The sequence below is a fragment of the Lacicoccus kunmingensis DSM 17847 genome (assembly GCF_059568765.1).
Map to the genome: position 1 here is coordinate 1 of NZ_JCANUC010000015.1, position 23,110 is coordinate 23,110.

Here is a 23,110-nt window from a genome sequence, read left to right on the forward strand (position 1 = left end):
CATCGCCTTTTTTAATATCTTGTTCTCTTCTTCAAGATCTCTCAGTCTTTTCTGGACATCTTTATCGGCCTGTTTGTCTTGACTCAAATTACCGCTGCCAACAAACGATTCAGTCCCATCATCCTTATAGTCTCTGACCCAATTACCCACTGTACTTTTCGCAATATCCAGTTCTCGGGATACAGAAGCAATCGATTTCCCTGAATCAATTACTAGACTCACTGCCTCTGCTTTGACGTGTTTATCATAATTACTGCCTCTTGACATAATGGACACCCTCCGTAAATTGATATCTTCCCATATACTATTTGTCTTCATTTACTGTGTCCAATTTCTAGTCTAACTTCAAGTTAAACAACCAAAGATGTCTCGCCGGAATTACGAAGAGGGCATCTTTATTTGCCTAGATCCAGTGTTTACCCCTCTTGTTTGACACTGAGCACAGTGATGGTCACAAGGATAATGGTCATGCCGAGTACCTGTATGAAGCCGAAACCATCGCCCAGAATGATGAACCCAAAGAGGGAGGCGATCACTGGCTCAATCATCGCGACCATTGAAGCAGTTGTGGGCGCGGTCCGCCGGACACCAATGACATAGATGATGAATGATACCCCCGTACCCACTGCTCCGAGCAGCAGGAACCACCATAGGCCCCCGGATGACAATATACTAAAGGCTTCATTCAGATCGATGAACCATATAAGAATGAAACAGAATGCCAAAAAGGCGACAGAGAGCACCGTCTGCGGCCTGCCGATGGCGACGGGGCATTTTTGAAGCCGAAAATGAACAGTGCATATGACAGGCCGGCAGCGAGACCTGCAACTACACCGTATACGCCCGTCGATAGGGATTCCGGATCATAGGCGCCGGTAATCAGGACGATGCCGACAATTACAGAGAATACACAGACCCATTTGAACCAGATCGACTGCTCTATCCTGAACAGGAAGGAAATCAGAAGAACGAATATCGGCGCCGTATACATCAAAGTCGCTGCAACAGCCACCCTCGATTCCTGTATGCTCAGAAAGTAGAAAGTGAAATTTCCTGCCACACCGATGCCGCCCAGCAGCGACCAGAGATGGAAGCGTGATGAAGAGACCAAGTTCTGTTTGAAATGGATGATGAACCATACGAAAAAGAATAGGAACCCGACGGCCCCGCGGTAGAATGATATGATAAGGGGATCCCACCCTTTGTCCATCAGTATATCCGTGATGCCACCGCTGATGCCCCAGAACATGGCAGCCAGCATGACGAGCACGATGCCAGTATATTTCATGTCTCCCCCTGGATTCAGTGTGAGACGAGACAGGTCCTTTACTCAGCCCCGACCATTCGTTGAAGCCGTTGGAAAATTCATCGAATGTACCCGACTCTACAGCTTTATCTCCAGTATTCCCACAGGAGATGGGCCTTACACCTTTATGCATTGAAAACATTTAAAGACCGCCACATCGAGTGAAGGTCTTTAAAGTTCAGCATCCCGTTGAAATATTTTCTTGAGTTACAAGAATCGAGGTAAGCTATCTTGCTTATTTTGATACAGGAAACATTTAGAAAAAGATTTCTCCCCATATTTTTAAGGAAGTTCCCAGAATGAGCAGGGCAAGAACCCACTGGAGTATTTTAACATTCATTTTCTGTCCCACTTTTGCTCCAAGCGGTGCGGCGATCAGGCTTGCTATGATCATGATGGCTGTAGGACCATAGAGCACCTGGTCTGTGGCAACTTTGCCGATGGTGGTGCCGATGGACGAAATGAAGGTGACGGCAAGGCTGGTGGCGATTGTTACCCGGGTGGGTATTTTAAGGACGACAAGCATGATCGGTACGAGAATGAATGCCCCGGCGGCACCGACGATGCCTGCGGCTGCCCCGGTGATGAAAGCAAGTGCGGCTGCCAGAGGCGCGTTGAAATCGAGTGCATCGCCGGGAGTGAAAGGGATCTCCTTTTTAGGCATGAACATCATGACGACAGCAATCGTTGCAAGTACTGCATATACGATGTCTATCTGGGTCTCGGTGAGGAATTCTGATCCGTATCCGCCGAGAAGACTGCCGATGAGGATGGCTCCACCCATATAGACAATCAATCTCATGTTCAAATAGCCACTGCTCTTATATGCCCATACACCAGCAATCGTTGCAAAGAAAACCTGTACGGCACTGATGCCTGCCACTTCATGGGAGGTGAATGCAGCGATTCCAAGCATGGGTGGAATATAAAGCAGCATCGGATACTTTATGATGGAGCCACCGATTCCTACCATCCCAGAGATGAAGGAACCGATGAATCCGATCAGAAATATGACGATTATAAAAGTAATATCCATTAGTTCATCGCTTCTTTAATTCCGGCATAGCCTTTTTCAATATTGACGACATTATCGAAGCCGCGTGCTTTAAGTGCACTCATTGCGATGGCTGAACGTACACCGGATTGACAGTGGACATAAATTGTGTCGTCTGTGTTGAATGGCACTTCTTTTTCATCGAGGTGACCAAAGTGGACATGATGTGCATTATCAAGGTTGCCTTCCTTATACTCGGAAGTGGAACGGACGTCCAGGATATGCTTATCTTCATGGTTCTCGACCAGCTCTTCAGGTGTTACATTTTCGTAGGAATCATCGAAGTACTTGTCTGCTTTATCTTCAGGGACGATCAGCTTAAGGTTGTCGAAACCGATGGATGCAAAGTCTTCCTGAAGCGTTTTGCTGTATTCAGGGTTTGCAATCACTGTCATCGGCTGATCATAATCCAAATACCATCCTGCAAACTGAAGGAATTTGTCATTGTATGGGATGTTGATGGCACCTTTTTTGAAGCCTTTTTTGAATTCTTCCTTGCTTCTGAGATCGAACAGCTGACCCGAAAGCGTATCAGGTGTACCGACTTCGACTTCCTTCACCTTGAATTCAGGCAGGCCCTCTTTATTGACCTTCTTCATTTGTGCAAAGTAGCTTGGTGGCTCCGGCTGGTCACTTGTCAGTTCTTTGATGAAGGAGTCTTTGTCTTCATATTCAAACACCCAGTTGCTTTTGCGCTCATATCCAAGAGTGGACAATGGCACTGCACCCAGAGATTTACCGCATGCGCTGCCTGCGCCATGGCCTGGCCATACTTGCATGAAGTCAGGATAGTCATTCATCTTCTTGAGGGAATTGAACATTGCGTTGGCACCTTCTTCAGTTGTGCCTTCCATTTTTGCAGCTTCTTCAAGCAGGTCTGGACGGCCGATGTCCCCAACGAAGATGAAGTCGCCGGTGAATATGCCCATAGGTTCATCACTGCCGCCTCCACGGTCTGTCAGCACGAAAGAGATGCTTTCCGGGGTATGGCCTGGTGTGTGGATGACTTTCAGCTCGACATTGCCGACATTGATAATGTCGCCATCTTTGAGGTAGACGGTATCTTCCGGCATGTTTTCGTATTTCCAGTCTTCGTCGCCTTCGTCAGAGACATAAGCTGTCGCATTGAAGCGTTTCGCAGCATCACGAAGGCCGGAAGCGAAGTCCGCGTGGATATGCGTTTCCGTCACTTGGGTGATGTTGAAACCTTCTGCTTTAGCCACTTCTTCATACTCATCAATTACTCTTTTTGGATCGATGATGATTGCTTCCTGTGTCTTCTGACAAGCTACCATATAAGAAGTCTGTGCAAGTTTTTTATCGAAGAATTGTTTAAAGAACATTTAAATACACTCCTTGAAATTTTGTTGGTGTTAAATTGATTAATGGCGGATGTTTAGGACAACCTGTCCAATTATATGAACAGGTTCAGGTTGCCGTTTTCCGCATCGCCGAGGTAGGTGCCTACGCCGCCGAAATTGACGCTAGGGAGAAGCTCATCTTCGTCAATGGCCATGATATCCATGCTCATTGTGCAGGCGACCATTTTAATGCCGAGTTTATCTGCCTTTTCAATCATTTCAGTAAGCGCGTCTACTTTTTTCTTTTTCATTACATATTGGATCATTTTGGATCCCAGGCCGAACATGTTCATGTTGGAAATCGGAAGTTTGGAGGCAGATTTTGGCATCATCATGCTGAACGCCTTATCCAGACCGGATTTATTCTTTTTCGGTGCATTCGGGTCCTTGATGACATTGAGTCCCCAGAAAGTGAAGAACATAGTGACATCTTTGCCCATGCTTTTTGCGCCGGTAGCGATGATGAATGAAGCCAGTGCCTTATCCATATCTCCACTGAATACGACCATTGTTGCACCATCTTTTGTTTCGACCATCTGATGGCCTTCGCCGTCAGCCTTGGTCTGTGGTGCATTCTTCTGCATCACTACTACAACCTTATCTTCTGATTTTTCATTTTTCAGAATGGTATTTCCAGTCTTGCGTGCCCATGCTTCGACATCTGTACAGAAGCCGAAGTCTGTAACCGTGATTTCCATCTGCTGTCCCGGCTCAAGTTCTCCCATCACTTCATTGACCTTAAGGAGAGGACCTGGACATTGCAGCCCACTCGCTTCGACCTTTACCCGATTTGGATCGATTTCAATGCGTGGATTCTGTACAGCTGAAGTCTCACTCGACATTTCATCTGCATTATCGTTATTACCAGTATAGGCAGAGTAGCCTTCTTCAAGATTTACTGCATCGAAGCCGTTGCGCTTCAAAATTTCCACAGCATTTGCTCCGCGCTTTCCGCGTTGACAGTATACGTGGATTCTTCTCTCTTTGGGCAGTGCTTCAAGACGTGTTTCAATTTCATTTACGGATATATTGTCTGCCTCGCCAATGTGGCCCATTTCATATTCAAAGGGCTCTCTGACATCAAGCAGATATTCGTTTTCTTTGACCAGCTGGTCTGCATCATTGATGTGATAGTTTGTTTGCGTTTTACTCATAGTATTGAATCATCCTCCTGTTTTAAATACCTGCAGGGGTATATTAACACTCTCATTATAATCTGTCAAATACCCACCCGGGTATAAATTAGGTTTAAATAAAAACAGATGATCTCATCATCTGCTCTTATTAAGCAATTCAACTGCTTCTTTGACCAGTTCATCCGTATCCTCGTCCGGGTTATTCATGGTCTCTTTGACGCACTGTACAAGGTTTTCGCTGACGATAACATTCATCGTCCGGTTGAGTGCGCTCTTTGCTGCACTTAATTGGGTGACGACATCTTTGCAACTTTTGCCTTCTTCAATCATCTTCAGGGCACCGTTGATCTGTCCTTGTAGGCGATGGATGCGGTTAATTATTGCTTTATCGTAAACTGTCTGTTCTTCCAGTGTATCCAATAACATCACCTTCTTTTTTTGATATGTTCATATTATAGGTATTAAAATTGAATTTTTCAAATACCCAATAGGGGATATAAGTGTGAGACATTTCTCTTCTGTCAAGGGCAACTTAAAATTGTAGGTTTATGGCAATCTAAAAATGTTGGTTTTCGGCAATACAATTTGTGGATGAACCCCTAAGTTTGTTTCATCCGGTATGATTTACCTTTGATTTTATAAATCTTTACATGGTGGACCATTCGATCCAGAATCGCTGCAGCTGTTTCCGGACTTTTGAATATTTACCTTAAGCCGGTCCATCGTTCGTGCCAGGGCTTCGACAATCCCTTTGGTTTGGGGTCGATACGGCCGGTAAGCAATCGGTTGGAAGGCGGTATCTTTACTAAACGCATAAAATCGCTGATTAAATATTACCTTATTATATTGAGTTCCGGGCTGGTCCACGACGGTGCGCATATTATCAAACCAAATCTCTCTGGGGACGCCACCGGTGTGGTGAAAGGCATCATCCAAACACTCAAACAACGTATCCTGGTTCCGGTCAAAGGTCAATGTGATATATTTCTTTCTGGAAAAAGACAGCACATATAAAAATATGTTAAAACGAAAAATCTCGCCGTGTCGGCTGATTAAGGTCATGTCTTCTTTCCAGTCCACTTGTCCCGCTAAACCGGGGGTGTGGGTCACTCGCACGGTGGCCTGTTTCTGACGGGTTCCTTTCTCTTTTCGACAGTACTGTTTCACCAGACTGTAACTCCCGTCATATCCTTTCTTTTGTAAGAATTTAAATATACTATACGCGCTGCATTGAATCTCCAGTTTGTCATGGATGATCGGTTTAAATTCATCCAATTTACTCGGTCTACTCATTCTTTTCTCCTCTGTGTTTTGGCTTTCTGACGCATAAGCTGCTTTCACCGTGCGATAGTCACAACCATACTGCCGGGCTAATGCGGCAAAGTTGGGCTTGATGCCATCAATCATAAATTTTCTGACTCCTTCACGTACGTCTTTCCTCATGAATATCCTCCTTAGATGTCATAAGAAAAGCATACAAAAAATGTAGGTAAACCAACAATTTTAAATTGCCGATTTCCTACATTTTAATACTGCCATTTACATATGATAACAAGCTACGATATTTATTCTTTAAATACATATTATTAATAGAACAAACCCTCAAAACTAACCTTACTACAACAGTTGCAAAGTTCTATGGAGTAAACGAACCAAAGTTAAAAAAAGAAAATCCAAGAAATAAAAGATTACAGTGCGAGCGATCTGGTACATATCTTGATACGAAACATTATGATTCTCATAAAAGAAATAGAGCAGGTATATTAAATGATATTAGTAAATCTTTAGACTGGAAAAAGCATGATTCTATCAAACACTACAAAAATAATCATAATCATGTTCCTCCGTAGATTATCATTCTTCCTCATAATTTTGGTATAACAATTAAATGGTTTAGTATTCTCAATCCTAAGCAAAAGTTGTTGACTACCTCCAATATGAGTGCCCATTCAAAGAACCAAGACAAATTTAATTTACTCAGTGTCAATATCATGAATTTGTTAAGGGAGTTTAGAAACGTAATTGCTCACGGACAAAGATTCTATTCCTTCCGTACAACAGATGATGAAGCTATTGTGTCACGTACCCATTTTAATAATTTAATTGGGGTAGAATTTTTAGAAGTAAACGATTATAAAAATAATATAGGTAAAAATGAGCTTTTTGCATTATCAATATCTATCCTGCTTTTCACAAAAAATGAATCGATAAGGTTGAGTTTTATCAATGAATTAGAGAGTATTTATTTATCTATGGAGGATGAAAATAATGTAAACCTACTTAAATTAATTGCTTTAAATCAATCCCATATTGAGAAGTTGAAAAGTCTAAATAGGATTTTTTCAGAATAGAACTTTTTGTCATCTTTATTAATAATTCCTTAGTACATATCTTCATTCATAATCGGTGCAGCTTCTGAAAACAATTCCTTCAGCTTCTTATTGATCTGCTTTTTTTGATACGTTTTTTTATAATTTGTAGAACGTGCCCACCAAGTGGTTTCCTCATGTTCAGGGTGGTTTTCATCATTCAGTATCGCCATAGTTTCTTCAAAACCTCGGATACCGCCTGAATCTTCTATTGGAATCGGTCCTTTCCGCTTACCTACTGACGGATATACAGGAGAAGGTTCTTTTAGTAACTCCACAAGTTCAACTTCATGTTTCCAATTGTCTCCGTAATCATAAAGATACGTCAGTTCACCATGTTCAAGTAAAATACCATCAACCATCGTTTCAATTCCATTCAAATGTATAGTTCCTGGCGGTGCAAATTCTGTATTATCTTCATAAGTTCCATACATATGAATATATTTATCCCCCACATTGAATTGTGCCAGATGCGATGTCCACCAGCCCATCGTTCTTTGAATCACTAAATGCAGTTCAAAGAAATTCAGCCTTGCCGGGATTATCAATTCACGTTCGATAGGCACATGTACATCTTTCAATGTCACTTTTACACGCATGGCATTGTATTCAATGAGACTCACGCCACTTCTCGCAATTGCCGCCAACCGTTTCAGACTAATCTTTTTTAGAGTTTTGAATACCTCAGGGAAAATATAGCCATGATTACTAAAGTTGCCTGCAACGGCAAAATGAAACAATGCTTCATTTTGGTTATTCACTTTAAAATAACGATCATTATTTTCTACGGCATGTTGCAAAGAGACTACCGCTTCATACGGTAAATTGACGAGCCCCCTGTTCATATCCTCCGGGTCTGTAAGAACGCCGTGGATGACTTCTTCTTCCGTCTGGCCCATCTCATAATTCACTGCAAAATTCAAATTACCGACAATCGTACGTATTCCGCCGGCCGGATACATTTCCAGCTCATTTTTCAGAGTTGTATCTCCAACAACCCCGAGTATAAGTTCCCTTTCCTGTTTAGAAAGTTTGTTTAAATATTTAGAGTCAGATTGAGGTTCCAGCTCTTTCTCATCAAAAATAAACTTCATCAGTCCTTCAACAACAGACTGGTGGATGACACCTTTAACATCTTTGTCTTCTATCAATAATACGAAGCCTGTCAATATCGGATACTTCTCAGGTTTATAATCCACTGTATAATACTGAGTCAAAGTGGTTGTTCTGTTTAAACGCTTGATCAGATTGACTTCTCTGTCTGTCATTTCTTCTGCAATGATTTCCAAAAAGTAATCATCCGTACTTCTGAAAGTTAAGACTTCAGCCAATTCTGCAAGATCATCAATTGTCTCCATTCCTTCAAGACCTATATTTGCACGGATTAAATCGTTATTCGACAAATATTTCTGGTAGAACTGTAAAGGTTCCATATCATCATCCTCATTTTAGTTATTAATTTTATTCCATTAAGTTATTATCTTATTTCAATATCCGTTTTAAACTCCACTATTAATTACCCTATTATACCTTTTATAAGCTGTTATTTAACCATTGATGTTCAACCTCATCAACACTTCATTATACTCTTCATCAAAACCCGTTCTTTTAAAACCGAGTGACTCCAACAAGTACTTCATCTGTACATTCCCTTCAACATAATCGGCAATCAGTACGTCATAGTTTTTATCGTTCCGTCCCATTTCAATGACCTTCTCCACAATTTGTCTGCCGTAGCCGTTTCCCTGATGATGTACATCCACCATCATCCGCCAGATCATGTATTCTCTTTCTTCTTCGTCCAGATCAAGGAGCAGGAAGCCGATGAGATCATCACCACTGTACACTGCGTATGGAAAGACATCTTCATTTTTGCGGTACAGCCAGCATTCTGCAATCGACCTGACATTCGGAGCGGCGTATTTCGACTTTTCCTGTGCATCACTCACTTTTAATTGAATGACTTCATAAAAATTGTCTTCTGTTATCTCTTTCAATTCAATCATAAAAATTCCCCTTTTAGAATAAAAAAAGCTGTCGCTATAAATGTTATAGCGACAGCTAAAGTTTGTCTATTTCTATTTTAAATTACTTACTCTCATCAAATGCTTTTACAGCTGCCTGTGCGACCTGCATATCCTGATCGACTGCACCGCCGCTGACACCTACTGCCCCGACAACTTTGCCGTCTTTCTCAAGCGGATAACCGCCGCCGAATACTACAATACGGCCGTCGTTCGTCGTATTCAATCCGTACAGTTCACCGTTCGGCACTGTTGCTTCTGCAAGGTCCGCTGTCGGCATCTTCAATGCAACAGAAGTCCACGCCTTATTCTGTGCAACATCAAGGCTTGCGATCCATGCATCATCCATACGGTGTGTCGCAATCAGGTTTCCACCTGCATCGACAATTGAGATTACCATTTGAACGTCAATATTTGCCGCTTCTTTCTCCGCGCTGTCAATCAATTTCTTTGCTAATTCCAGGTTCATTTCACTCACTATAATACCTCCTAAATATATTCGGAAATGCCAGTGTCATGTGAATATGCCCAGTCATGATGTTCTCTTCATCGTATCATACTGACTATTCGTGTAACAGAATTACGCCTGTCATCAACTCGGCTTTCGGTGCTGTTCACGGTAGCGCTGACGGTAGCCGTATGTGCTCTCTCTGATCAGGCTCTTATCCTGGACACCTGCTCCGATTGCACCGACTACTGTTGACAGCGATGTCGCAAACCATGCTACCTGAATGTAAAAGAGGAAATTGATATGGTCTGCCTCAATATTGCTGAGAACATAATCCGGCGGCAGCAGTACCAGTGCACCGGTCAGGAACATCAGGAACAGCACTGCAAAATAAAACATCACGGAGATGAAAAGTGTCAAAAGCGTTGCACCGTTATAAAGCTTCAGAACCTCACGATGCTTCCTGCCTTTCACCGGCTCCCATAAATTATGAGAGATAATTATCCAGATTGTCATCGCAATGACTGCAAGAAGTGATACGGCGACCAGCCTAAGTGTCGGAAACACGTTACTCAAGTTCCACATCGTTGAAAATATCATACTGAAGCTCCCTGTGGCGAAAGCCAGTGCTATGACACGACTCAGACTTCGCATCATATTGAACGGGTTATTTGCCCATGACATGCCACTGATCAGGCGAAGACGTCCACGCCAATTATCCTTCATATAATACACTGCATGCTCCGATTCGGTTTCCTCAAAATAGCTCTCAGTATAATGTACCTTGCTGGTTTTCAAATAACTGTTGAAGTCACCGGTCAGCTCCTCTTTGTCTTCCTCTGCCCTCACATTTTTGATGATGGAGACGATTGTATTGAGCGTACTCTTTTTAATTGGCGGCCATCCGAATGCCGGGAGAGAAATCAGACCAACATCGGTACCATTGTTTATATCGATTGCAATGATATTATCATCACGGTGGACCGGCAGGTCGGTAATAAATATCGTATAATCCCAGTCGTATTCACCGTAATACTCATCTGTCTTCTCATAAAGTTCTTTCATCAATTCTGCATAGCCTGTCAGGGGGTCGACAAATATACCGACTTCCCACTCAATATCCGGGTCCACCCGTTCATTTAACACTTCCGGCAGATTTTTTGTGATCTGTCTGGCGAGGAGATCCGGCGCGCCTGGAGCGGCAACGATACCTACATATTTTTTCACCATATCATTTACCCTCCTCTTCATCATCATGGCTCTGCTTCTCACCTGAATACTCTTCATCTTTTTCATCTTCAGGCGTGTCTTTATCATCATCTTTCTCTTCTTCAAGCTGTCTGTATCTGAACAACTGACGGTATGAGTAAGTTATATTGCGGATTTTCTCTTCCTCCTCGACTGTTGACCCAAAGGCGCCGGCCAAAACGCCGAGAGAAGAAGTAAACCATATCAAAGTCAAATAATCCGGCCATGTCACATTTGCTTCGACATTTGTCCATGTTTCAAACAGTCCCATGGGCACAAAGATCAGAATCGATATCGTGAGCAGCAGACTGACGACAAGATAATTCACAAGTGTCAGGCTAAGCAGAGTGAGAATTGTCGAGAAATTATATAGCCGCCTGTATGCCGGCTGGTTTTTTGTGGTACGCCTTTCCCACAGATCATGGGCATATATCAGCCAGCCCACCATGCCGAAAACCGCAATTACCATCAGCAGTATAAAACGCCACATGGAATAGTCGAGACTCAGTTCCCACGGGGTACGGAATATTGAAATATAAGTACCTGTAGCGAATGCCAGTGCAACAATTGTTTTAAAGTTGCCGAATTCTTTCCATGGCTCGTTAAGATAAGTCATGCCGCCCACAATTCTGAGCCAGCCGCCCAAAGTAGATTTGATGATGTGACGGTGCTTGCTCTCGCCTTCTTCCTGCGGCGTCACTTCGACAAGCTTGCTTATTAAGTTCGGCTGTATCTTTTCTGTTTCTTCAGGACTGTATTCTCCATATAAAACTTCTATATGGTGCAGTAAAAGCATTTCGAGCTTCTTTTTATTTCCGAAGATACCAAGTGCGGGCACTGAAATCAGGGAATTTTTTTCTCCATAGTCAAAATCCGAAAGAACGGCTTTTCTATCCGATATACTGGGCAGGTCACTGATTGCGATCGCCATGTCCCAATCGTTATTATCTTTAATCGTTTCCACCTTTTTGAAAATTTCATTAACGAACTCTGCTGAGCCTGTCAATATGTCAGTCCGGTACTCGATCTGCCAATCGATTTCGTCATCAATTGAATTGCCGGCCGTCTCCTTTAATCTTTCCAGAATATCTTCGAGCAATTTCTTTGGCAGACCCGGCGTTGTAATTATTCCGACGACCACTTCTTTCATTATTTCCCTCCTTGCTGTTCTTTCTGTATTTGGATTTTTCGTACGTAAGAGATAATATTATATGCTGAAATCATATATTAAATGGATTCAGACCTCAATATATCTGTCATATCAAATATAAAAATTCTTTAGCATCATTATATTGATACCCGCATGTAAAGGTTGATAACCGGACAGAAAGCACTTACAAGTGCTATTTTTCATTCGTGAAAAATGGTTTGAAAGCTGTATTTATATACTATATAATATATTCAAACTAACTGTGTATTCTGATTAATCTGGAGAGGAGAGTTTGCGATGGCTCAAAGATCAAAGTTCAAGGATCCCGGTCTGATTATGACGGTATTCATCATTATTTACTCTGCGTTTGTATGGGCATGGTGGCCGACTGATATTTTTATCGCTGGAATCTCATTGGTTGCCTGGTTGATGTTTTTTGGTCTGTTTATATGGTTTGCACTGACACTCATATACGTTATTTGGATTGAACGAATTGAAAAGAACTAAAGAGACTGATAAAGGAGGGAGTATGTACGATGCAGGTAACTGAAGGGATTATTTTATTAATCTATTTAATTTTCATGACAATCATAGGTATATATTTTTATCGAAGAGCAAGAAAAAGTGAAAGTGATTATTTTACTGCAGGTCAGAGCATTAACACATTTGTCGGCGCTTTTGCCATTTTTGCCGCAATAGCAAGCTCCAGTTCATTGATGGGCGCTGTCGGTTCCGGTGTAACGCTTGGACTTCCTTATTATTTCACTTATGCATTCGGGGTGCTCGCAGCCCTGCCACTCGCAATGTTTTTAATTTCTGGTCAGGTACGCCGGTCCGGTGCGAAAAGTATGCCGGATTTTTTCCACCAGAGATTTGGTACCCCGGTACAAATTCTGGCAGCAATTTTTGTAGTATTTGCAATGACATTTTACATGGTTCCACAATTAACAGCTGCTGGGTTAATAGGTTCGTATGTTTTAGGCATTGATTATGCTACAGCTACTATTGTACTTGGAGTCGGCTTTACTGTTTATGCAGCCCTCGGCGGTATGTGGGCGATTACTTATACCGACCTTTTTCAAGGCCTGATTATGTTAATAGGTACAGTCGTGCTTGCAGCCGTTATTTTTGCTGACTTCGGCTCTATCGGAAACATGCTTGACAGGGCGTTGTCAGTTGACCCGGAATTTGGGGATGTCACTCAACCCTGGATGTCTTATTTCGGTATTTTCATTGCATTCATCTGGTTCGCTATAATCTCACCTTCAGTAGTGATGCGTAACTTTGCTTCACGCGATGCCAGAACCTCCCGCCGTTCTTCAATGTGGGGCACACTCATATACATCATTTTATTTTTAGCCGGTTTCTTCATTACAGTAGCAGGGGTGACACTCGGCACGGTAGGCTCTCTTGAGAATACCGATATGATATTCGTCAATGTGGTTCAGGAATATCTGCCGCCTATTTTAGGAGGCGTCATATTAGCAGGTCTCCTTGCTGCTGTCATGTCGTCTGCCGATGCGATGCTGCTCGCAATTTCAGCAGGTGTTGCACATGACATATATAAACAGCACATTAATAAGGACGCAAGTGAACGCCGCGTCACACTTATCGGCTTAATTACCATGTTTGTTGCTGTGATTATTGGTATCATTATCGCCATTAACCCACCGGGAATCATTGCAGTAATGGTCGGCTGGGTCGGAGGTTTTTTATTATCCGCATTCGCATTTCCTTTCGTCCTTGGAATCTGGTGGAAACGTGCTAATAAAATCGGCGCCTTTACAGGGATGCTTGGCGGCGGTCTGCTTTTCGGCCTGCTTGCCTATCTGCAATTTTTACCGACCAATGCAGAGCCGATTATCGCAGCACCGGTCTCACTCATTTTAGTTATTGTTGTCAGCCTGTTGACCGTACCGCCTTCTGAATCTCAGCAAGCCAGAGTGGATCTATATCATTCTCACCTGGATAAATAATTGAAGAAAAGGGATAAACAATGACAGAGAGCATTAAAGCTATAGGAGAACATAATATTTCCGATGAAAAACTGTATAAAGCAGTTTATAAAGCCATGGGGTTCAGACGAAGATTCAGCAACAACATCAATCGTTCCTATATAAAAGAAAACCTTATAGAAAAAACACTGATATACCATCCTGTTTGGCTGGTAAAAAGTTTGATCATTGCAGCAAGGCCGCCACTTAAACCAAAGAAAATACCCAGAATGATTTTTGTCGACGCCGTCTCCGGTTACAGAGGCATCTTTTCACATGTGCCGCCGCTGAGAGAAGTAAATGCAAGCAGCAATCAAGTCGTGAAACCTTTTCTTAAGGATGAGGATGTCACACCCTATGTGAAAGATGTCCAGGAGAAACAGATTAACCGCCAGTACGTACTAAAGAAACCCACACATGAAGTAATAGAGACCTCACTGGTTCACCTACCCATCTATAAGATGGTAATCCGGAACAATGACGGAGAAGAAACTCTTTATATAAACGCTAATACCGGTGAATCTGAACAATTCATGAGTGAAAGATGGGCTGAACAAAAAGACATATTAAAATAATATCATTAATATTTAAGTTGAATATATGAATTGAGAGTTCCTGGAATACGGGTGGTTTTCCGGGAGCTCCTTTTAATGATATGACCAACTTGTCAAAAAATCTTTATGAGCCATGATTATTTCATGTACTATGGACAGTAAGAGATAATAAGGAGGAGTACCATGACAATCGATTATAGTTTGAGAGTAGAAAAACTGACATCATCTTATGAAGGCAAGCCGTTGGATTTGCTTGTAATCACCGATCCCATCAATATATTTTACTTCACAGGCTTTTACGCCGATCCTCATGAAAGGTATATGTCACTGGTTTTGGATATCGAAAAGAAAGAGAGTTATTTATTCGTTCCGGCACTGGATAAGGATGCTGCAAAAACAGCACAGGTCAACCATATCCTTCCTATTTCCGACGAGGAAATCCCTTTTGAAATTCTGTCATTGAATTTACCGAAAGACATTAAAAGTGTGGGTATTGAAATGAACGTGATGACTGTGGCACATCAAAATGGGCTGAAGACCATATTCCGTGATCCAGACTTCCTGGATATTCAGACAGGTATCGATGCACTCAGAATATATAAGTCCAGGGCAGAAGTCGACGGTTTGAAAAAAGCAGTCAATATCATTGAAAAGGTACTTGAAGACGGCCTGAAAACAATCAAAAAAGGGATGACTGAAGCAGAACTTGTTGCGGAATTTGAGTATTTAATGAAGATACACGGTGCAGCCGGTCCCTCATTTTCAACAATGGTGCTTGCCGGTGAAAAAGCGGCACTGCCTCACGGGAAGCCCGGTGACAGAGAGTTAAAGAATGGAGACTTTCTACTGATTGATTTCGGTGTCATCACTTATGACAAGTACTGTTCCGACATCACCCGTACATTTATCATCGGGGAAGCAGATGATAAGCAGAAAGAAATTTATGATATTGTTAAACGCTCCACTCAGGCGGGTGTCGATGCAGTCAAAGCAGGCGTCCCGTTAAAAGAATTCGATATCGCTGCCAGAAGTGTCATACAGGAAAGCGGCTACGGTGAATATTTCAACAACAGAGTCGGCCATGGGCTTGGTATCGAGGTTCACGAAGCGCCATCAATCCATCACCTGAACGATGATGTTGCACAAAAAGGCATGGTCTTCACTATCGAGCCCGGTATTTACATTCCGGGTTACGGCGGTGTCAGAATCGAAGAAGAAGTTTATATTAATGAAGACGGAGATGCTGAAGTACTGACAAGCTTCCCGAGGGATTTAAGGGAAATCTCTTTATAAAAATTCAACCCCGGGGCTGAGAATTTCAGTCCCGGGGTTGCTTATTATTATTTAGTGACCTCACTCAAAAAGTGGAAGCTGGCAGGATGCTGCGCGTACCCTTCAATCTCATCACTCATTCCTGTGAGCAGATAAGGATGATAAATCGGTATAATCGGCGCTTCTTCCAAAATGATTTCCTGCGCTTCTTCATACAACTCAAGTCGCTGTTCTTCATCTATCTCTGTTCTTGCATCTTCCAGCAGCGTATCCACCTCTTCATTCACATAACGTGATCTGTTTCCTGAATCTCCCACACTCGAAGAATGGAACAATGGATATAGGCCATAATCTGCATCCATCGTCACTGTCCCCCAGCCGCCGATGAACATATCATGATTTCCGGAACCGACATAGTCAGTATAGGCACCTGGGTCAATTTGATAAATTTCAAGTTCTATATTCAGTTCCTGTAACTGCTCCTGAATATATGTCGCAATATCTGCAGCTGTTCTGTCCTGAACTGTGATTTCAGCTGAGAAACCGTCCTCATAACCATTCTCTTCCAAAAGTGTTTTGGATTCTTCCACATCATATTCGATGCCCTCTATATCTTCGCTGTGTCCAAACACTGCCGGACTCAATAAAGTATCTGCTGCCACCGCTTTTCCTTCCAGCATGATATCGATGATATCTTCTTTATCAATCGCCTGTGCGATCGCCTGACGGACTACCGGGTCATCAAAAGGTTCCTGTTCCGTATTAAAGCCGACATATTCCATACGGACACTCTCAGTTTCATTGACTGTCGTACCTTCACCTGTATTTATCTGTTCAAAATCATTAGGGTCCAATGGAAATATCAGATCAGCGTGTCCCGTCTGCAACTCGGCAATACGAGTCGAGTCTTCAGGTACGGCATTAAATGTGAATGTATCTGATTGTGCCGCTTCACCCCAGTAATCTTCATTTTTAACTAACGTGACATAGTCACCTTCTGAAATTTCGTCAAACTGGTATGGTCCTGTGCCGACCGGGTTTTGATGCACTGCCGTAAGCGGCTCATCCTGTGCATAATCCTCCTCGATGACAGCCGGGCTGATCATTCCACCTGCGGGATGCGCCAGATGTGATGGCAGCGCTGCAAACGGACTTTCAGTTTTTATATGTACAGTATATTCATCAATCACTTCAACTTCTTCTATCAATTCAAATAAAAATGCAACCGGTGAACCGACGTCTTCATCCGTCACTCTATCCAGATTAGCTTTTACAGCCTCTGCATTCAATGCTTCACCATCATGAAATTGAACATTTTCTCTTATGTTGAATTCCCAAATCGTATCTTCAATCTGTTCATAACTCTCTGTGAGTCCCGGTTCCAATTCCAGATCAGGTGTAAATTCCACCAGTCTTTCATAAATGTTTACATTCACATGGTTGGACGGCTGGTCATTCGCAGCGTGGGGATCTAATGAATTCGGTGTTGCCAGCTGACTCATATTAATTTCTCCGCCGCTCTCCTCCTGACCAACTGTTTCTGTTGTCTCTTCCTCGGTCTTCTCTTCCACTCCGGTGTCGTCGGTACAAGCACCGAGAACGAAAACCAAAGATAAAATCAATGCTAAATATCTCTTCATTTGACAGCCTCCTGATCGTTGATTAAATCAATTATACCTAGTAATCGACTAGGATTAAAGAGGCTTTCGTCTACTTATTCATTTTTTCACGTGCCATCAGCACATTATAATGGTGTTTTTCATGAATCATCAGTAATTTCACGGTCTGTACAACGTTTGGGTAATCGGGCACCGGGTCCGGATATCTGATGGTATACGCTTCATCATCACTTAAATCCTTCACCAGATTTTCCAATTTTCCGGTCTCTTCTTCCAGCATCAACCTGAGTTCACCTTTGGAATATTCCTTCTCCATATCCGGCTCCAAAAATTTCGGCGCTTTCATCGTCGGTCCGGCATATATATTCTCCATCCCGCCATTATATTCTCCGGCTTTAAATCTGCTGACTTTCATAAACAACCTGCTCACGGGCAAATAAACTTCTGATAGCTGTCTTGTCAGCTTCACCAATAAGTAGCAGTGATAAACGACTTCGCCGATACTCCATTTATCATCCTGTACCCTTCTGTATATGGCACCGTTGAATTCATCCGTTTTAAAATACTCATTCCTTAACGCTTCAAGCTCATCAAATGCCTGTCTGATTTCTTCATTCATACCATCACCCTCTATCCAAAAGCTTTAGTATATCTGAGTACCCCGCTTACATTTTCAAGCGCATCCAATTCAAGCGCCTTTACCAAAAAAGCTTCATCCGGCACTTCAAACGGTGCTGTGATACCGAATGCACTGGCCGGCTGGTACCCGAATTTCCCGTAATATTCCGGGGATCCCAAAATGCTGATATAGTAGTACCCAAGATTTTTTGCCCTCACTTCAGCTTCTCTGATCAGAGTGGTGCCAATCCCTTTATTTTGCAGACCCGGTCTGACAGCAATCGGGGCGAGTGCAAGTCCTGTGTTATTTTCTGTTTCACCGACTGCCACTTCACTGAGCAGAGTGTGACCGATTACCTGGTATTCTTCCACAGCAACCAGCTCAAGCTCCGGATTATAAGTCTTCTCTGCCCTTATTTTCTTGACCAGCTCCGCTTCACCCTGATAGCCGTGCTCAGTTTCCGTAAAGCTGTCCCTGAGTAATAATTCCACTTCATTGAATTCAGTTACATTAATCCCTCTGACTTCCATCTCTTTCTCCTTTGCACAGACATTTTCTATTTTCAATTCAGCATTCAAATACCCTTACTCAAGCAGTTTAATCGTCGCTGTGAATTTCAAATGTTACAATTATTACTATTAGTAACCTTGTATTTAACGGAAGGGGTAAATCTATGAATAAGAAACAAGATGAAGCTGTTTCAGGAAATAACAATGAATCCAATGATACTCAGAGTGAAGTGATAGAGCTGAAATCTTTCAGTCTGGACAGCTCGGAAGGCATGATGTGTGATGCCGACACGGGTATTTGCGGACCAGTCGATGAAAAGAAAGAGGATAAAAAATGAAAATAACAATTTGGTCAGATTTTGTATGCCCATTCTGTTTTATCGGGCAGGCCCATTTAGATACAGCACTTGAAGGTTTTGAGCATAAAGATGACGTTGAAATTGAATATAAAAGCTACCTGCTGATGCCGGATGCGGAATATCAGCCAGGTGTCAGCTATTATGAATTTTTCGCAGACAAATTCGGCGTACCGGTTGAAAAAGCGAAAGAACAGCTTAAGCAGCAGGCAGAGACGGCTGAGGATTCCGGCGTCACGATGAATCATGATATCGCTAAAATCGCAAATACTTTCAGCGGCCACCGCGCATTCCAATATGCTAAGGAAAACGGCAAAGGCACCGAATTCTTCAAACGTTTCTACGCCGCACACTTTACAGACGGCGAAGTGTTGAGTGACACAGATACGATTGTACGCATCTCTGAAGAAATCGGATTGAACGGCGAAGAAGTCCGCGGCGTCGTTGAAAATGGACTGAACACTGACAAAGTCCAGCAGGACATCAGTCAGGCACAGCAGCTCGGTGTGCAGGGCGTGCCGTTCTTCCTCGTCAATGATAAATACTCCATCTCAGGTGCACAGCCGGTTGAGCTTTTCCAGCAGGCACTGAACCAGATCTGGGAAGAAGAACAAAATGCATAAAAATCTCTTTTAAAATAAAAATGTCATGCCGCTTATTTCAGCGGCATGACATTTTTTATGGCCCTTCCATCCATCGGCAAATAATTCTCAAATTGTTTTCCTCTGCCTCTGCACCGATAGTCCCGCCCATCTTCTCCATTAAACTTTTAGTGATTGGCAGTCCAAGGCCGGTCCCTTCGCCTTTTCTCGTCTGATTGGCTTTATAAAAAGGATCGAACATATGAATCACGTCTACTTCATTCAATTCACGTGCAGGATTTTCAATTGTGAACTCGATACCTGCCGTCTCTTCTGCAAGACGGATATTTATATTCCCGGCAGAGTGTCTGATTGTATTGATGATAAGATTCTCAACGACACGTCTGAGAATTGATGGATCGGCATCAAGGTAAACAGGATTTTCCGGCATATCGATGTCAGGCGCCATCCCTTTTTGTTCAAATTCATTATAGAAACTGAACAGCACTTCCAGAATAGTTTCTTTGATGTCCACCTGCTCTTTGACGACCGGATAGTCATTCTGATCGATAAGCGACAGTTCATAAAAATCTTCGAGCAATATATTCAGACGCATTGAGCTGTTCTTTATTATTTGCAGATACTCTTCTTTTTGTTCAGCACTCAGGTTCTTCGATTCCAATAATTGAATATAACCGTTGATCGACGTGAGAGGTGTCCGCAGATCATGAGAAATATAGGAAATGGACCGTTTCATCATATTTTCAGATTGCCGCTTCAGTGCAACGCTGTCTTTTCTCATGTCTATATGAATATTAATTTCTTCGGTCAGCCTTTCCAGCTCTCCATCATATAAATGAAGCTTCACTTTCCTGTCCGTTTCATTCCTGTTGATTGATGACAGGATTTTTGTCGTTCTGCTGATCTCTTTTTTTAAGAAAAAAAGACGGTACGAAACGATGACTAATATAATGCCCAGCAGTATGAAAATATAAACCATTTTCGTTCCCGCCCTTCCTTACTTTATTTCTTTTCTGCTGAAAATCATGACACCAATCACACTTAAAACTATAATTGAACCCAATGGATAAACGATGAAGCTCACGATTTCACCGCTGCCGAACTGATTCAGCTGATCGATAAACGGCAATTCATCATATTTCACAAAAATAGAGTTTTGGATAAAAGGATTCAGCCACGGAATGACCCCGCCGATCACTCCAAGTATCTGATCTGCCAGTGCGAAAAATAGCAGCAGGACACCAATGACTTTCCCGCTTTCATTCAGCAGAGTCGCAGCAATCATGGCAAAGGCTGAAAAAGCTGCGGTATATAAGCCGTTCAGCGCTAAAGTCTTCAGGAAAAATTCTATATACGGAAACATTGAAAACCCATGAATGATACAGCTGGAGAATATCATGACAACCGGTAAGATTGTCATGATTACAATCGATCCAAAGCCATATACTATCAATTTTGATAAATATATATTCATTCTGCTATTTCCTGAAGCTGCAAATATTTTCATCGTCCCGGTCTGATACTCATTGGCTATAAAGAACCCTGCAAGTATCAACGGCAGATAAATGACAATTTGATAGTTCCCCAGTAAAATAAACGTCCGGTAAAATTCGTTGCCTTCAAAACTGCTGACATCGCCAAAGAATAAAGGTGCCACCACTGAAATAACGAGCAGCATAATGACAATAAATCTGACTGAACGGTCTTTATTTAATTTACTGAATTCACTTCTGATCAGATTATTCATTGACGGCACTTCCGATCAGCTGGCTGAAGTATGACTCCAGGTTTTCACCCATTGGCATGAACGCCTCGATCAACAGGCCGTTTTCTGTCAAAGCTTTCGAAACTTTCTTCGGTTCGTCTACATAATCCATCAGTCGGATGCTGTAATCTTCCTTCACTTCAAAATTATTGGTCCCAAGCACATCCTGCAGTACAGTCGAGGCTTTTGATGCATCGTCCACTTTGATGTGAATATGCTTCTGAGATTTTTCATCGAGTTCTTTTGCGGTCAGCTGTTCCACCAATTTTCCCTGATGGATAATGCCGTATTCTGTTGCCAACAGATGGAGTTCACTTAAAATATGGCTCGAAATCAGTATCGTGATATCGTAATCCTCATTCAGTTTCTTTAATAGTTTTCTGACTGCAACGACGCCCATCGGGTCCAGACCGTTTATCGGTTCGTCCAGTATTAAAAACTCAGGATTCCCAAGCAGGGCAATCGCAATTCCCAGTCTCTGCTTCATACCTAAAGAAAAGTTTTTGACTTTCTTTTTGTCAACATCAAGCAGGTCAACCAGTTCCAGAGTCTTTTCAATCGATTGTTTCCCAGGCACCCCTTTTAACAGCCGGTGGACTTCAAGATTTTCTCTTGCCGTCATATTCATATATAAAGCCGGGGCTTCAATCATGACACCAATTCTGGATTTTGCATCGATAAATTCCTTTTTATCCGAGCTGCCGAACAGTCTGAATTCTCCTTCAGTCGGGAAAGCAAGTCCGGTAATCAGACGGATCAGTGTTGATTTACCTGCACCATTCTGGCCGATAAAACCATATATACTGCCTTTCTTTATAGACATATCAATATTATCCAGCACGCGTTTATCTTTATACTGTTTAGACAAGGCACGTGTTTCCAAAATATATTCAGCCATTCTTCATCACTCCTTTATGATATGCATTCATCATACGAAGCAAATCATAAATAAGTCTTAATCCAATTCTTAAAAAAGTCTTAAGTTTTCATTTTATAACCCATGCCCCACACTGTTTCTATATATTCATCACCGGCACCCATCCGGTTGAGTTTGTAACGCAGCTTGCTCAAATGGACATTGATTGTATTATCATCCCCGTAGTATTGGTCCTCCCACACACTTTCAAATAAGTTCGCTTTGCTGAACACTTTTTTCGGAGAAGCCATCAACGTATGAAGCATCTTAAACTCGGTGGAAGTCAGTTTCACTTCCCTGCCATCCACAAGCAGCCTGAACGCATCAACATCCAATTCTAAATCTTTAAATGTGATCATTTCAGCCACGGAAGGCTGTACCGATGACTGGTGCCTCAGCAAACAATTATCAATTCGTGCAGATACCTCATCAATATCAAATGGTTTGGTAATATAATCATCCGCTCCCGCCCTGAGCATTTTCACTTTGGATTCTGTTTCCAGCTTAGCTGAAATGATGATGACCGGCATCTGATATTTTTCACGTATCTCCGTCATCAACTCTTCTCCCGTCAGTCCCGGCAGCATCAGATCAAGAAGCACCAGGTCCCATTCACTCTGATCCAGATGAAGCATCGCTTCTGTTCCGGAGTATGCAGGCTGCCAGATGTAACCGCTCGATTCCAATATATTACTGAGCAGCTGGTTGATGTCTTCATCATCTTCAACAACCAATACACGCGGTTGATCCGTCATTTTTACCTGCCCCTTTCTTTTTCCTCAAGTATATAGAAAAACAGGATATCTTT

The 23,110-nt window shown here is 42.4% G+C and carries 29 protein-coding genes; 8 read left to right on the plus strand and 21 right to left on the minus strand.

The window, feature by feature from the left end:
• The 9 genes from BO48_RS12615 to istA form a co-directional block, all read right to left on the minus strand.
• The coding region (locus BO48_RS12615; RefSeq protein WP_496367818.1) for a transposase at positions 1-267 on the minus strand (267 nt) is incomplete at its 3' end.
• Positions 268-416: 149 nt separating this feature from the next.
• Positions 417-725, minus strand: coding sequence for an EamA family transporter (locus tag BO48_RS12620; protein ID WP_496367820.1), 309 nt, complete (start codon positions 723-725; stop codon positions 417-419).
• Positions 686-1,288, minus strand: coding sequence for a DMT family transporter (locus BO48_RS12625; RefSeq protein WP_496367822.1), 603 nt, complete (start codon positions 1,286-1,288; stop codon positions 686-688). The genes BO48_RS12620 and BO48_RS12625 overlap by 40 nt, the downstream gene beginning before the upstream one ends.
• A gap of 274 nt (positions 1,289-1,562) precedes the next feature.
• Positions 1,563-2,342, minus strand: a complete 780-nt coding sequence (locus tag BO48_RS12630; RefSeq protein WP_496367824.1) for a sulfite exporter TauE/SafE family protein — start codon at positions 2,340-2,342, stop codon at positions 1,563-1,565.
• A complete protein-coding gene (locus tag BO48_RS12635; protein ID WP_496367826.1) occupies positions 2,342-3,703 on the minus strand; it encodes an MBL fold metallo-hydrolase in 1,362 nt (453 codons plus the stop codon). The genes BO48_RS12630 and BO48_RS12635 overlap by 1 nt, the downstream gene beginning before the upstream one ends.
• 71 nt (positions 3,704-3,774) lie before the next feature.
• Complete coding sequence (locus BO48_RS12640) at positions 3,775-4,875, minus strand: DsrE/DsrF/DrsH-like family protein (RefSeq protein ID WP_496367828.1); 1,101 nt, start codon at positions 4,873-4,875, stop codon at positions 3,775-3,777.
• 117 nt (positions 4,876-4,992) lie between these two features.
• Positions 4,993-5,268 carry a metal-sensitive transcriptional regulator gene (locus tag BO48_RS12645; protein ID WP_496367949.1) on the minus strand — a complete coding sequence of 92 codons (276 nt, stop codon included), beginning with the start codon at positions 5,266-5,268 and terminating at the stop codon, positions 4,993-4,995.
• A 188-nt stretch (positions 5,269-5,456) separates the two neighbouring features.
• Positions 5,457-5,519, minus strand: a complete 63-nt coding sequence (locus tag BO48_RS12650) for a hypothetical protein (RefSeq protein WP_496367951.1) — start codon at positions 5,517-5,519, stop codon at positions 5,457-5,459.
• Positions 5,494-6,300, minus strand: coding sequence for an IS21 family transposase (gene istA / locus BO48_RS12655; RefSeq protein WP_496367830.1), 807 nt, complete (start codon positions 6,298-6,300; stop codon positions 5,494-5,496). The genes BO48_RS12650 and istA overlap by 26 nt, the downstream gene beginning before the upstream one ends.
• A 65-nt stretch (positions 6,301-6,365) precedes the next feature.
• Here istA and BO48_RS12660 point away from each other — a divergent pair, with 65 nt between their 5' ends.
• Together BO48_RS12660 and BO48_RS12665 are read left to right on the plus strand one after the other, a co-directional pair.
• Entirely contained in the window at positions 6,366-6,707 is a 342-nt protein-coding gene (locus BO48_RS12660; protein ID WP_496367832.1) for an Abi family protein, read from the plus strand.
• 87 nt (positions 6,708-6,794) lie between these two features.
• Positions 6,795-7,208, plus strand: a complete 414-nt coding sequence (locus tag BO48_RS12665) for a hypothetical protein (RefSeq protein WP_496367834.1) — start codon at positions 6,795-6,797, stop codon at positions 7,206-7,208.
• A 29-nt stretch (positions 7,209-7,237) separates the two neighbouring features.
• Here the strand turns inward: BO48_RS12665 and BO48_RS12670 are convergent, their stop codons facing one another.
• The 5 genes from BO48_RS12670 to BO48_RS12690 all read right to left on the minus strand — a co-directional run bounded on the left by BO48_RS12670 (position 7,238) and on the right by BO48_RS12690 (position 12,096).
• The gene (locus tag BO48_RS12670; protein ID WP_496367836.1) at positions 7,238-8,659 is read right to left on the minus strand and encodes a plasmid pRiA4b ORF-3 family protein; all 1,422 of its coding nucleotides are present in this window, start codon (positions 8,657-8,659) and stop codon (positions 7,238-7,240) included.
• 114 nt (positions 8,660-8,773) lie between these two features.
• The gene (locus BO48_RS12675) at positions 8,774-9,232 is read right to left on the minus strand and encodes a GNAT family N-acetyltransferase (protein ID WP_496367838.1); all 459 of its coding nucleotides are present in this window, start codon (positions 9,230-9,232) and stop codon (positions 8,774-8,776) included.
• 82 nt (positions 9,233-9,314) lie between these two features.
• Complete coding sequence (locus BO48_RS12680; RefSeq protein ID WP_496367840.1) at positions 9,315-9,728, minus strand: GlcG/HbpS family heme-binding protein; 414 nt, start codon at positions 9,726-9,728, stop codon at positions 9,315-9,317.
• A 114-nt stretch (positions 9,729-9,842) separates the two neighbouring features.
• Positions 9,843-10,928, minus strand: coding sequence for a 5,10-methylene-tetrahydrofolate dehydrogenase (locus tag BO48_RS12685; protein ID WP_496367842.1), 1,086 nt, complete (start codon positions 10,926-10,928; stop codon positions 9,843-9,845).
• 1 nt (position 10,929) lies between these two features.
• Positions 10,930-12,096, minus strand: a complete 1,167-nt coding sequence (locus BO48_RS12690; RefSeq protein ID WP_496367843.1) for a hypothetical protein — start codon at positions 12,094-12,096, stop codon at positions 10,930-10,932.
• A 297-nt stretch (positions 12,097-12,393) separates the two neighbouring features.
• Here BO48_RS12690 and BO48_RS12695 point away from each other — a divergent pair, with 297 nt between their 5' ends.
• The 4 genes from BO48_RS12695 to BO48_RS12710 all read left to right on the plus strand — a co-directional run bounded on the left by BO48_RS12695 (position 12,394) and on the right by BO48_RS12710 (position 15,937).
• A complete protein-coding gene (locus tag BO48_RS12695) occupies positions 12,394-12,603 on the plus strand; it encodes a hypothetical protein (RefSeq protein ID WP_496367845.1) in 210 nt (69 codons plus the stop codon).
• A gap of 29 nt (positions 12,604-12,632) precedes the next feature.
• Entirely contained in the window at positions 12,633-14,072 is a 1,440-nt protein-coding gene (locus BO48_RS12700) for a sodium:solute symporter family protein (RefSeq protein WP_496367847.1), read from the plus strand.
• A 20-nt stretch (positions 14,073-14,092) separates the two neighbouring features.
• Positions 14,093-14,665, plus strand: coding sequence for a hypothetical protein (locus BO48_RS12705; RefSeq protein ID WP_496367849.1), 573 nt, complete (start codon positions 14,093-14,095; stop codon positions 14,663-14,665).
• Positions 14,666-14,827: 162 nt separating this feature from the next.
• Positions 14,828-15,937, plus strand: a complete 1,110-nt coding sequence (locus BO48_RS12710; RefSeq protein ID WP_496367851.1) for a M24 family metallopeptidase — start codon at positions 14,828-14,830, stop codon at positions 15,935-15,937.
• A 47-nt stretch (positions 15,938-15,984) separates the two neighbouring features.
• Here the strand turns inward: BO48_RS12710 and BO48_RS12715 are convergent, their stop codons facing one another.
• From BO48_RS12715 to BO48_RS12725, 3 genes are all read right to left on the minus strand, one after another.
• Positions 15,985-17,556: a glutathione ABC transporter substrate-binding protein gene (locus BO48_RS12715; RefSeq protein WP_496367853.1), complete on the minus strand. Its 1,572-nt coding sequence runs from the start codon at positions 17,554-17,556 to the stop codon at positions 15,985-15,987.
• A gap of 70 nt (positions 17,557-17,626) precedes the next feature.
• Positions 17,627-18,154, minus strand: a complete 528-nt coding sequence (locus BO48_RS12720) for a DinB family protein (RefSeq protein ID WP_496367855.1) — start codon at positions 18,152-18,154, stop codon at positions 17,627-17,629.
• Between the two features lie 11 nt (positions 18,155-18,165).
• Positions 18,166-18,732 (minus strand): GNAT family N-acetyltransferase, encoded by a 567-nt coding sequence (locus BO48_RS12725; protein WP_496367857.1) that lies wholly within the window; start codon positions 18,730-18,732, stop codon positions 18,166-18,168.
• Between the two features lie 95 nt (positions 18,733-18,827).
• On the opposite strand from BO48_RS12725, the gene BO48_RS12730 reads away from it, so the two are divergent.
• Together BO48_RS12730 and BO48_RS12735 are read left to right on the plus strand one after the other, a co-directional pair.
• Complete coding sequence (locus BO48_RS12730) at positions 18,828-19,001, plus strand: hypothetical protein (protein WP_496367859.1); 174 nt, start codon at positions 18,828-18,830, stop codon at positions 18,999-19,001.
• Positions 18,998-19,642: a DsbA family oxidoreductase gene (locus BO48_RS12735; protein WP_496367861.1), complete on the plus strand. Its 645-nt coding sequence runs from the start codon at positions 18,998-19,000 to the stop codon at positions 19,640-19,642. Before BO48_RS12730 ends, BO48_RS12735 begins: the two co-directional genes overlap by 4 nt.
• Before the next feature lie 55 nt (positions 19,643-19,697).
• Here the strand turns inward: BO48_RS12735 and BO48_RS12740 are convergent, their stop codons facing one another.
• The 4 genes from BO48_RS12740 to BO48_RS12755 all read right to left on the minus strand — a co-directional run bounded on the left by BO48_RS12740 (position 19,698) and on the right by BO48_RS12755 (position 23,057).
• Entirely contained in the window at positions 19,698-20,600 is a 903-nt protein-coding gene (locus BO48_RS12740; RefSeq protein WP_496367863.1) for a sensor histidine kinase, read from the minus strand.
• Positions 20,601-20,618: 18 nt separating this feature from the next.
• Positions 20,619-21,368: an ABC transporter permease gene (locus BO48_RS12745; protein WP_496367865.1), complete on the minus strand. Its 750-nt coding sequence runs from the start codon at positions 21,366-21,368 to the stop codon at positions 20,619-20,621.
• Positions 21,361-22,284, minus strand: a complete 924-nt coding sequence (locus BO48_RS12750) for an ABC transporter ATP-binding protein (RefSeq protein ID WP_496367867.1) — start codon at positions 22,282-22,284, stop codon at positions 21,361-21,363. The genes BO48_RS12745 and BO48_RS12750 overlap by 8 nt, the downstream gene beginning before the upstream one ends.
• An 80-nt stretch (positions 22,285-22,364) precedes the next feature.
• On the minus strand, positions 22,365-23,057 hold the full coding sequence (locus BO48_RS12755) for a response regulator transcription factor (RefSeq protein WP_496367869.1): 693 nt from the start codon (positions 23,055-23,057) through the stop codon (positions 22,365-22,367).
• Positions 23,058-23,110 lie beyond the last annotated feature (53 nt).